13 protein-coding genes are annotated in these 11290 nt (G+C 44.6%); 7 read left to right on the forward strand and 6 right to left on the reverse strand.

Annotated elements, in window-relative coordinates:
* Positions 1-3 precede the first annotated feature (3 nt).
* The gene (locus IY568_RS24815) at positions 4-189 is read right to left on the reverse strand and encodes a hypothetical protein (RefSeq protein WP_228553388.1); all 186 of its coding nucleotides are present in this window, start codon (positions 187-189) and stop codon (positions 4-6) included.
* A gap of 113 nt (positions 190-302) precedes the next feature.
* Here IY568_RS24815 and IY568_RS16080 point away from each other — a divergent pair, with 113 nt between their 5' ends.
* Positions 303-1658, forward strand: a complete 1356-nt coding sequence (locus IY568_RS16080; RefSeq protein ID WP_194868088.1) for a trypsin-like serine protease — start codon at positions 303-305, stop codon at positions 1656-1658.
* 148 nt (positions 1659-1806) lie between these two features.
* On the opposite strand, the gene IY568_RS16085 is transcribed toward IY568_RS16080, so the two are convergent.
* Together IY568_RS16085 and IY568_RS16090 are read right to left on the reverse strand one after the other, a co-directional pair.
* Entirely contained in the window at positions 1807-2664 is an 858-nt protein-coding gene (locus IY568_RS16085) for an NAD-dependent epimerase/dehydratase family protein (RefSeq protein WP_194868089.1), read from the reverse strand.
* A gap of 98 nt (positions 2665-2762) precedes the next feature.
* The gene (locus IY568_RS16090; RefSeq protein WP_194868090.1) at positions 2763-3368 is read right to left on the reverse strand and encodes a hypothetical protein; all 606 of its coding nucleotides are present in this window, start codon (positions 3366-3368) and stop codon (positions 2763-2765) included.
* Positions 3369-3938: 570 nt separating this feature from the next.
* On the opposite strand from IY568_RS16090, the gene IY568_RS16095 reads away from it, so the two are divergent.
* Positions 3939-4481, forward strand: coding sequence for a nuclear transport factor 2 family protein (locus tag IY568_RS16095; protein ID WP_194868091.1), 543 nt, complete (start codon positions 3939-3941; stop codon positions 4479-4481).
* Positions 4482-4655: 174 nt separating this feature from the next.
* Here the strand turns inward: IY568_RS16095 and IY568_RS16100 are convergent, their stop codons facing one another.
* The 3 genes from IY568_RS16100 to IY568_RS16110 all read right to left on the reverse strand — a co-directional run bounded on the left by IY568_RS16100 (position 4656) and on the right by IY568_RS16110 (position 5719).
* Positions 4656-5228, reverse strand: coding sequence for a hypothetical protein (locus tag IY568_RS16100; RefSeq protein ID WP_125561075.1), 573 nt, complete (start codon positions 5226-5228; stop codon positions 4656-4658).
* 14 nt (positions 5229-5242) lie between these two features.
* Positions 5243-5404, reverse strand: a complete 162-nt coding sequence (locus IY568_RS16105) for a hypothetical protein (RefSeq protein ID WP_164517560.1) — start codon at positions 5402-5404, stop codon at positions 5243-5245.
* A gap of 69 nt (positions 5405-5473) precedes the next feature.
* The gene (locus IY568_RS16110) at positions 5474-5719 is read right to left on the reverse strand and encodes a helix-turn-helix transcriptional regulator (protein ID WP_125561077.1); all 246 of its coding nucleotides are present in this window, start codon (positions 5717-5719) and stop codon (positions 5474-5476) included.
* Positions 5720-5911: 192 nt separating this feature from the next.
* On the opposite strand from IY568_RS16110, the gene IY568_RS16115 reads away from it, so the two are divergent.
* The 5 genes from IY568_RS16115 (at position 5912) to qatD (ending at position 11080) form a co-directional block, all read left to right on the forward strand.
* Positions 5912-6175: a helix-turn-helix domain-containing protein gene (locus IY568_RS16115; RefSeq protein ID WP_125561079.1), complete on the forward strand. Its 264-nt coding sequence runs from the start codon at positions 5912-5914 to the stop codon at positions 6173-6175.
* Between the two features lie 205 nt (positions 6176-6380).
* Positions 6381-8153, forward strand: coding sequence for a KAP family P-loop NTPase fold protein (locus IY568_RS16120; protein ID WP_194868092.1), 1773 nt, complete (start codon positions 6381-6383; stop codon positions 8151-8153).
* Between the two features lie 77 nt (positions 8154-8230).
* Complete coding sequence (locus IY568_RS16125; protein ID WP_323744751.1) at positions 8231-9028, forward strand: hypothetical protein; 798 nt, start codon at positions 8231-8233, stop codon at positions 9026-9028.
* Positions 9021-10352, forward strand: a complete 1332-nt coding sequence (gene qatC, locus IY568_RS16130) for a Qat anti-phage system QueC-like protein QatC (protein WP_194868094.1) — start codon at positions 9021-9023, stop codon at positions 10350-10352. Before IY568_RS16125 ends, qatC begins: the two co-directional genes overlap by 8 nt.
* The gene (qatD, locus tag IY568_RS16135) at positions 10352-11080 is read left to right on the forward strand and encodes a Qat anti-phage system TatD family nuclease QatD (RefSeq protein ID WP_194868095.1); all 729 of its coding nucleotides are present in this window, start codon (positions 10352-10354) and stop codon (positions 11078-11080) included. The genes qatC and qatD overlap by 1 nt, the downstream gene beginning before the upstream one ends.
* Positions 11081-11290: the final 210 nt, after the last annotated feature.

The raw sequence follows: 11290 nt of genomic DNA on the forward strand, positions 1-11290 counted from the left end.
CGGTCACGCACTCGGAAGTAAAAACAGCCCGTACAACCGGCCATACTCACCCATGACTTTATCATGTGAGAACACCCGGTGCAGTGTATAACCATGATCCAACAGCGCCAGCTCTGCAGTCCTGCCAATATTCCCTACTCCGTCGATCACAAACACCAATTTACTGATGCAAAATAAACTGATGCGCACACAGAAATAGTACATTGAGTAAAAAAAGACTCACACAAAGCTATTCAAAACACTCGATGAATGTTTAAATTAAACAAACAGTTAACATTTTTATTGGATTTAAAGGAACTATCATGAAGAACTATCTTAGCCGTACGCTATCACTTTGCCTGCTCTGTACCACCTCACTGTCCCTCGCACAAACTCAGTCTATCGAATACTACATGGCTGGCCTAAATAACCAGCAGAATACACACAACAACGACCCGCTCGCCAGCACAACTGTCCCGGACTTTGGTATTCAGGCTATTGGCCCGGAACTGGATGAGACAGACGTCAGGTATGGTTATGCAGTAGGGTTAACGTTTAAGGTGGGAACGCGTTTTTTGAGCCGCTGCTCTGGTACTTTACTCACTCAGGACTGGGTATTAACAGCCGGGCACTGCGTGGATCAGCACACGCTGCATACTCTTTTTAAGCTGAAAGACGACGACGTGCTAACACACAAAATTATGTTGATCGGGAATACAGATATCCGCGATGATGAAGGTAATCAGACGCATTTTATTGATATTAAAGGTCAGGCCGATGCACAGCCACAGCTGCATGTTCACGCCGAGTATGCTTTTCCGTCGTTACAAAATGCCGAAAAGCGCATCGCTTTTGCCCAGGATGATTTTGCCGTGTTCCAGCTCAACTCGGCGGCGCCTGAGGAATATGTCCCTGCGTTCCTGCCATCCAGATATAGCTTTACCAGACATCAGGTAGAGGGCAAAAAACTCACCGTGGTAGGTGCCAGCCCTGTGTATGGCGATTCCGATCAGACCGATGGCACGCTGGACATCACCTTCAGAAAAGCACGTCCAACCGTGGGCGCGGGTGATGGTGCTGAACGCGATGCGTTTCGCGAAGACGAATACAGACACAATATCCTCTATACAAATCGCCTGTTATGCGGCGGAGATAGCGGCTCCTCAATCACCACCCGACAGCGTCCGGCCACTGTGTTAGGCGTCACCTCGCAAGGCAGCAATGCGCAAAAAGGGCAATGTGGTGGCGGTGATAACTCGCAAGAAAACTTTAATCTGTTTGGCGCAGTTAACCTGGAGAACAACCCGGCCCTGGTCGATATTCTGGCCCACGCCGGCATCGATTATTTACAAAACACCGTGTATATCTCGGACACACATTATACCGGTGTATTTATTGATAACCCGATTGAGGCCCAGGGCAGAGACGCTCGGGCAGTGATTGACCTGAAAGCCATCAGCGCCCTGTCACGCTCAGTGAAAGCAACCGTGATTGGGATCAGAGCTGACGGCTCCTTTACCAAGCTAGGCAATCGACGTTTAAAATCCCACCGCTATCAGGGTACTGCTGAGCTCAGACTCAACCAGTTAGATCAGTTTGCAAGCTTGCTTGTCGCCTTTAAACCGTCCAGAGTCGATCACGGTGCTGAAGTGTCCGTCAATGTGATCCGACAGCCATAAGTAAGCCTTTAAACACCCACGTAGCAGCCGGCGCAGATAAACCTGAACCGGCTTCTGCCGATTACACCGTGAAGTGCGGTTAAAGGCCATTGAGGATGTGAAGCCCACTTTTTGCACCTCATCAGGGTCATTTTACCTATGCAGGGCCTTAATCCAGATTTAAAAAAGGTCTGGGTTGCCAGCCTAACTCGCGCATAGCCTTATCACTTGAGAACACCTGTTGCAGTGCATAGCCTTCTGTCCAGCTGCCATACTGCTTTGCCCACTGCGCCGCCTGCCCACATTCAATCGGCTGCTCAGACAGCTGCCGTAACAAACTGGCCAGCGGGGCACGATGCTCCGCAGAGCCAATGTATTCTTCTCCCGATTTTCCTCGTTCGAGTACCAACCGATATAACTCAGCCAGATTCTCACGCTCAACCAGCGACCAGGTTTGTGCTTCGTCCGTCGGTAACACGGGGTGGCCACAGCGTTCTATTTCCCAGCTCAGGATGGGCGGTAAATAGTGCTCTTCCTCGCACACCACATTGACCGGGCTGACAACGCGTAAGTCGATGTTTTCTTTGTCAGATAACCAGGCGATGTTGTCCAGCATCCACTGAAAATCGGCCACTGAGTGCTTTGGCGTGGTTTCGGTGATCACCGTATCATGGCTACCATAGGCCCAACACCCCGCGGTATAGACCAGTATGAGTGGCGTAGTGCGTGTTAAGGCATACTCAGCCACAGCCTGCATCAGCGTCGCATCGATCTCGCCCATCTTATCATCAAAGGTACAGGCGGTATGGATAAACGCATCACAGTTGGTAAGCTCACTGAGCCAGGGTTGCGGCCCAGTCAGTGACCCCGTCACTGCTGTTGCGCCCAGTTGCTCGGCTTTATCGGCACTGGTTGCATTTCTGCATAACACCTTGACCTGATAACCGTGCGCTATCAACTCCTGCACTATCGCACTGCCGATATTGCCTGTTCCGCCAGTCACAAATACCGATTTGTGTTTGCTCATCTGTTTCTCCTTGCAGATTTATAAACATACAATCACAGTAGCGCAATAAGTACCCAAATTTCTACACTGTAGTATTCTAAATCGCCCGCGGCGTCTATTCACGCCACCTGAGATCCGGCCACCGAATCAGAGCGGATCACCCGGCTGGCCCACACAAACGCCAGCGCAAGTAACCCATTGGTGTAAAAGTCCAGCGATAGCCCCACTTCCGGTCCGGATATCACGCCAACCACTATCATCAAACCCCAGCAAGCCACCGGCACAGACAACGCCATGCCCAGGGTGCGCGATGCAGGGTCCCGCAGGCAGACAAGCGCATTGCAAATAAAGGCGCCCACCATCGCAACCATAAACAAACCAATCAGCGCCTGCATGCCAACGCCTCTGGTGGCATCGCCCAGCACTGCACTGGCAATGACCCAGCAGGCTCCAATGCTCAGTGCCAGCAAAGCCGCCAGTGCAAACCCCGCACCCCACTTTGCCAGTTTCGGCGCTCGCAACACAATTCGAGGGTGCAGTTTATACAACCCCAGGACACTGGATGCGAGCCCGATAATCGCCGGGATCGCGGGCCACAAAATGGACAGCTGATATCCGGAAAAATGACGCGCCCATAAACACAGGGTGTTGATTAACATAAAACCACCGGCAATCAGAAAAAATCGGGCATCCCAGGATGTAGGTGTGTGCTGAACGTTTTGCATTGTCTTCCTCGTATTGAATGTTGTTAACCGTGAACAGGTGAGGTCATACAATGCAAAGAAATGGCCGGTAAGTCGTTTGAATGGGCCCGTTCGAACTTTTTCTTTCAAATAATTTCAGGAAGTTAGGAAACAGTCTTGGCGACATAAGCGCTTAAAGCCTCGATACCCTGCTACTTTTTTAGTTTAACGAGGGGCTACCCTATCCCAGATAATTGACGCGCAGTCCGAACAAACACACACAAAACATCAATAACGAGACGCTCTGCTGCTATGTCTGTGAAGGTGCCTGCACCTAAATTGTGAGGGTGCAGTGTCTAAACATACGATCTGGATCCACCATGTCTAGCATCCGGGATACACACAGCCAGACTGTAACACCCCGAATAAACATGCCAACTATGAACACCCTGTGCACCAGCCCAAAGTCACTGCGCGAGCAAAATTTCAGGACACGGGTTACCAAAAAGTGCCCTGGTAAGCAATTTGTGCCTTCTTGCAAAGGTGGTTACTATTAATTACCATGGTTACCAGATGAGACTTAAACCCTGAATTACAACTGAGGAGCACCCCATGTTGAAAACCCTAAGCGCAGCATTACTTTTACTGGTCAGCACCGTCACTTTGGCCGCAGACAAAGACGCCCCTAAAATCCAGTTTGATCAGTTAAAAAAACCAAACTGGAGCGAGCAGGAATTAAGCAATGCTCGCCTGGTCACCGACTTTGTACAAAACCTGATGAACGACCATAACTTTGATTATGTACTGGCACACTACAACGACAGCGCCTACGTGCAGCACAACCGCAACTTACCGGATAAAATCCCAGGTCTGGTCGGCTTCTTACAGGAGTTTGTTGAGAGCTACCCGGACTACAGCTACGACGTAAAACACATCTACACAGACGGCGACTTCGTGATTTTTCACTCTCACGCCACACTGGATAAAGATCACCGTGGCAATGACCAAAAAGGCATGAACATCATCGACACCTGGCGCATCGAAGACGGCCGCATTGTTGAACACTGGGACTCTATCCAGGCCCTGGATCTATCCATGCGCATTTACTCACTTTTCAGCGGTGGCGACATTCAAAATGATAATGGCGTGTTTTGATGGAGAGTTTTGATGGGGTGAGTGTGGAAAGCACCTGCATTGGCTGAAACGGCGTAACGGGTTTTGATTGCAAACAATCCCAGGCAGCTAAAACTAAAAAACCGCTCTAGTGGCTACAACAGTCCGAGCGGTTTTTTGCTATTTAATTGTACGCAAAACAACGACTAAAATTAATTACTGGCGCTGATCAGCTTCAACCTTATCTTTAGAATAAAACCCACGCACCGCATCTATCGTCAAAGACATAATAGCCAGAACCGATAATAGTGTAAGTACCAGCTTGATGGGTTCGTAAGCGTTGTAGATAAACATGGGGTTAAACTCGGTGAATTGTCTGATTTCCCGCTCGATCAATGCCGCAATATTAACCACAACAGATGCAGATAAAACCAGCACGTACATCAGCTCGTTCGACGTCATCTTAAAGTTAGACAGGCAATCTTTGGCAAACTGGCTCAGCGTGCCCAGCCTGAGCCCAGCCACAACCGAAGCCACAGCGTGACGTTTTACAATTAACAGGATAAGCGCCGCATCCTGCACACTCATAATCAGGTAGAACCAACCCTCAGTTGTCAGTGCCCAACCATACAGCAGTATGTCTGCCGTTCTGGCAATGAGTATACTGCACGCCACCCATCTGACATTAGGGCTGTTGCGGCTGGCAAACACGGCTAAGACAAGTGCAAACCATATGAAAATATTCATCAAATGGTTATGATCTACTGATAATTGAGATAAAACGTCCATATAAATCCAGGAAATTAGTTAGACTTTTTGTACCCTTTCAGAAAAGCAGGGTCGATAGGTGCAGCTTTCGGGTCTACCTGACCGCCTCCACCAGAAACACCACTAGCCCCTGCCACGGCAGTTAAGCTATGCGCATTCAATGTTTTTAAGTGCTTTTTTTTAATCGTACTTTTCATATTAATCCCTAATTGTTGAGTTACATAACGTTTTGAGTGTAACAAGTGAACTGCTTCGAAAGAAGTGCCTCATTCAGAAATTCCCGGGTCTTCTTTAATCTCCCCTTGCTGTTTCTTCTGAGGTAAAAGCGACCTAGGATTTAGCCCACAAACTACGTACATCCTGATAAGCTGTGGTAAATCTGGTGCTGTTTTTCCACTCTCCCAGTTATAAACCGTTTGTTTTGACACACCCAATTTCTTTGCAAACTGTATCACACTGTAAGGCCCAGAAAGCCTTAGCTGCTGAACCAGATGTTTTGAATCGAGAGTCAATTTTCTATCCTTGGTTTTCTACCTCACGTACGCGCAGCACAAAGGTGCCCAATCTAAACAACCACAAATGTTAATGATAAGAAAAATAAAAGTATATTGTCAAACCTATTGGACTCACATTCCGGTAGCATAACTTTGAATCATAAATAACCAGCCACGCTTATTAAACCGGTTGTTCTAAAAGGAAAAGGAATGAAAAACAACGCACACACCAGGAATCAAAAAGTCAACCGTATGCTACGAGCGTTACAGGCAAACCTACGCAACCTAAGACGGGACCATAAACTCTCACAAGCCCAACTTGCCGCCAAGCTCAATGTGGACCAATCCACCATCAGCAACTTCGAATCCGGCAGAACCGTGATGACCATAGAGCAGGTTTATCACCTTCACCTTATGTTCGGCGACGACTTTACCTGCCCATGCATTGATTTTATTTTGGGGAGGGATGATTAATTTTAAATGGTTTGCAGTACGCTCCAATCAATTAGTGTCCCTTCAGATAATGCAGCCTAATGAAGCGCTTATAAATAGTAATAAGGTTTACCTCTGTACTGAAGTTATACGACAACGATTGTTCTAGAACAACTTTCTATCAAAAAAAACTTGATTAAAAACATTTTGATAACAAAATAAACATCTTGATAGAGAAGGAGAACTTATGTGGTCGGATAAAGAGTCAAAAATTGACTTTCTCAATTTTAATGAGATTGCAGAGTCAATAAAAGATCTAATAACCGAGAGAGAATTAATGCCAATCTCGGTTGGTGTATTTGGTGACTGGGGAGCAGGTAAATCAACGATCTTAGAGCTAACAGCAAATGCTCTTGAAAAAGAAGAGCAAGAGTATATTCAAATTCATTTCGATGCTTGGACATTCCAAGGATATGACGATGCAAAAGCTGCACTATTAGAAACTATAGCTGCTCACCTCGTTAAAGCTGCGGAAGGTGATGAAAAGCTACTTGCTAAGGCTCTTGATTTTGCCAAGAGAATCGACAAAGTAAGATTTATGGGGCTGATGGCTGAAGGTGCAGCGGCTATATCAGGGATGCCAACATTTGGTGCTATTCAAAGCTTTTTCGGGTGGGCGGGTGATACCGCTGATGAAGAAGGTGAAAGTACTTTCGATCTAAATGACCTTCAAAAAGATACGAAAGAACTAAGTAAAGTTGGAAAAAAGGCTAAAGGAATTGTTAAAGCCAAGAAAAAGTTCTCTCCCCCGAAAGAAATTAGTGAATTTAGGAAGTCATACATATCTTTATTACAGGCTTTTGATAAACCTGTTATTGTCTATGTAGACAACCTAGATCGATGTTTACCAGAAAACACGATATCGACACTTGAAGCTATTAGATTATTCCTATTCATGCCAAATACTGCATTTGTTGTCGCAGCTGATCCTGACATGATTCGATTAGCAATCCCACACTTCCATAAAGGCGCGTCAGCGCGTCACCAAACTGACTATTTAGACAAGCTCATACAAATTCCAGTGCACGTCCCAAAACCAGGTGTTGCGGAGGTTAGAGCGTATTTGATTATGTTAATTGCCCAAGATAGAAAAGTTCCTGAAAAAGAGTTTATCCGTTTGAGACAAAGGCTGGAGGAATCACTTAAATTTTCTTGGAAGCAAGCTCAGATTTCTGTAGACGACTTACTGGAAGAGTGTGAGCTCGATTCTGTTGCAGAGCTAAGAGAGGAGTTCAAAATAGCCGAGCAAATGGCTTTGATACTTGCGGAGTCGGCAAATATTAACGGCAATCCTAGAATTGTTAAGCGACTACTAAATCAAATTAAAATGAGAAAAAGAACAGCACATCGCAGAGGTATGCAACTTGATGAAAGAACGATCGCGAAATTAGTCATTTTTGAGCGTTGTATGGGAGTTCAAGCAACAAATAAATTATATGAGCTGATTGATACAGAGAGTGGCCAGCCTGCTCTTATTGCTGAATTAGAAAGTAATGATAAAGAACTAAAAGAAAATATGTTGCCTGATGAATGGAAACATGATCAACCTTTCTTAACTAAATGGTCAAAATTACAGCCAAATTTCACGGGGGTTGACCTTACAGCTGCCGCATATTTGAGTAGACAAAACATTCCTATGGGAGCTGTTAACTCTGTAATATCCGGGGCTGCTCAAGCATTGCTAGAGGGCCTTATCAAGCAGAAAATTAAAGGAAGCAAAGCAAGTGACGCCTTATTAGAAAAAACAGCTTCAGAAGAGTATGTTTCAGTAATGGATGCTCTGATAGATCATTTGCGCCAAATTGAAGACTGGCAAAGAGAAACCCCTGGCATATATGGAGCTTGGAAGTTAGCTAAGCATGACGATAGATGTCGAGATATCTTTTTAGCTGCTGCAAAAAAGGCACCTAAGAAACGGTGGCTGTCATTAATAATTAAAGAGTTAGAAGGAGCTAAATAGTGGGAACTTCAGCATCAAGTACTGGACCGAACAATAAAAGCCCCCTTTTGCCACCATGGGCAGAGCAAGGAGAGCCTGTGCAAGTAGGAACAGGGGATGGCGGCAATCAAGATGGGGAGGATGGTCAGCAGGAGCTTGAGGGCAAAGAGTCGCCATCAGAGATAGACAATGGGAAAGTACAAGCACAAATTCCTGGGCCCGTTCCGAATATACCATCTCCAAATAGGCTAACTGGTGCAAGGAGATCGTTCGGTGAGTACGCTAAGCCAGATGGCAATAGCTCCAACTTGCGTGGTTCCCTTAAAAAGTACTCTAGCAGATCGGGAGGAGGCTCCGGCACAAGCCGCCGATTAGCAAGCGGAATCACTGCAGGTTCCGGATTATTGGGAATGATGCAAGGTGATAGTGTTAATGCTAACGGCAGAACACTATCTCTATCAGAACTCAATGGCCTATCAACCGACCAAGCTATAGATCGTATTAGTGAACATTTAGCGCCCGAAAACGGTGATGCTGACTCTGTACGTTTAGCCCTAGACTTTGCCTTGGCGGAAGTGTTGCCCGAAGAAGACGCATTTGATGAATCCATGTTTACTGATGATGTCATTCAAGAAGCCATTTCTTGCTATCTCACTGATCTAATTTTTCAGGATGTCGTCAATGGTATGGGTAAGGCTTGGTTTCATGCTGAGCATCCAAGCAAGCACCACAGAATGGAAGAAGAATTAAGGGACCTAATAAAAGTGATAACTCAATCTAAAGTAGAAAAAGTGATGAATGAGAATGGAGGCAATATATCGCAAGACAATATTGCCAAGGTACAAATTGATGCGATATCTCAGACAGTAGATGAGTGGGAGTCTTTCAATGATTAACTTCTATTTTAACCATGACCCTGCACTTCTCCCAGAATACTCTGATGCTTGCCATCCTGTTCAGCTGTTTAACACACATCCACATAATAAAGCAAAACATAGTAGAGCTTCTGGCACTTTGCTAAAGAGAGTTCGAGATCTTGGTGTAGAGATCGATGCAAACGCTATCGATTTTATTACCATTGCTAGTGCAGTTACTGCTGCGGAAACATTTGAGCGTAGAAGTGTTGCAGCCGATGCGTGGTCTAGGGTAATGCATCTTCATATTCCTGTAACTGATCATTATTTGTGGAACACGTTATCGAACCGCTTGAGCTCAATTTTGAACTTTTTAACCGGTGATCAGTGGCAATTTACGTTCACAAAAACGACGTTTCAAATGCCTGCACCTATTATTAGCAAAAAATCCAAAGCAAGGCTTGATAGTCTCAAAGGTTTAAACTCCGTATGTCTTTTCTCTGGAGGGTTAGATAGCGCCGTCGGTGCGATAGATATACTAAATGGTCCATCAAATTATAAACCTTTGTTGTTAAGTCATGCTTATCGTGGCGATGGAGTAAAGCAAGAAAGCATTAAAAAGCTGCTGAAATCTAATTACGGGGAACTTTCATACAGCATTTCGCCCAGTTTAATGTCAAAACTAAAAGGTAAAACAGATGTCACTATGCGTGGCAGAAGTTTTAACTTTTTAGCTATGGCTGTGTTAGGTATATCTGCATTAAGAAACGCTAATGAAGATAGTAGTATTAACACAATTATTGTTCCAGAAAATGGCTACATATCTATTAATCCTCCACTTACAAGGCGAAGAATAGGCAGTCACAGCACGCGAACTACTCACCCATACTTTTTAAATCACCTAGGAGAGTTACTTAAAGACGCAGGCTTAAACATACAGTTTATTAACCCATACCAATTTAAAACAAAGGGAGAGATGTTAGCTGAATGCTTAGACCAAGATGCTATCGCTAAGGCCGTACCGTTAAGTGTGTCTTGCAGTCATTGGCATAGAAAGCATATGCAATGTGGCCACTGCGTACCTTGTTTAATAAGGCGGGCTTCAGTTCATCACGCTGGTTTTATTGCAGATGCGCCATATGTCAGTCAAAATCTAAAGTTTATTCATAAAGAAAAAGATATAAGAGATGATCTGCATGCTGTTCAGACAGCTATTATTAGGTTAGATAAGAGCAAAGATTACAAGGGCTGGATTAGACAAAGTGGTTCATTACCAGATGATCAAGTGACGAGAAATAAACTTGAGTCTACGATCCAGCGTGGATTAACAGAAGTGGAAACTTTTCTGAAAGCGAACAATGTTTAATGATGGATATGCATTGTCATGTAGATCTGTACCCAGACTATGACGAAATCCTAAAAGACATCTCTAGTACAGGGTCTTATGTGTTATCTGTTACTACGGTACCTTCTGCTTTCGAAGGTACTCGTAATCTTACGCGAGGAATAAAAAACTGTAGAACCGCTTTGGGGTTACACCCTCAGCTGGCTCACCAAAGGAAAAGTGAGCTTGCTCTGTTTGATAAGTTGATAAGTGAAACTCGATATATTGGCGAAATTGGACTTGATGGCTCTCGAGGTTTTGTCGAGAACCTTAATGACCAATTGTTGGTGTTCAAGCATATTCTAAATATGTGTGAGTCATTCGAAGATAAAATCTTAACCATTCATAGTCTCAATGCAGTAGACATGGTTTTAGAATGTCTAAATGAATACCCAAAATCTGGTATACCCGTTCTTCACTGGTTTTTAGCAACAAAGAAGCAAGTATTGAAAGCAGTAGAGCTTGGTTGCTACTTTTCAATAGGGCCAGCGATGTTGACTTCAGCTAGAGCAAAAAAAGTAATTTCTTGGTTACCTGAGAGTCGAGTTTTATTAGAGACAGACGGTCCATTTGCTAAGGTTGATGGAAATATTCTGTACCCATCAAACGTTACAAGTGTGATGGAATATTTGGCTAATGAATGGGGAAAATCTCTAGAGGATATTCAGGCCATACTTTCTAGTAACTTAAGAGATTTAGTATCAGGCTAAAGTTTGCTGAAAAAGAGTGGATCAATATCTGTAAAACTACAAGTTAATATTAAGACCTAGTTACCAGCAATCATGTATTAAGCTGTACTAGCTCAGACTTGACCTGACAGTTACCCGTTTTTCAATCGGTGATTGTCAGTCTAGATTTGGGCTAAATTCTTTTCAGCCCAGAGCGATTTCCCATCTAATAATGTTTCAAGTGGCGTTCTG

The organism is Pseudoalteromonas sp. PPB1, from assembly GCF_015356275.1.
In the GTDB taxonomy this organism is placed as follows: Bacteria; Pseudomonadota; Gammaproteobacteria; order Enterobacterales; family Alteromonadaceae; genus Pseudoalteromonas; species Pseudoalteromonas rubra_D.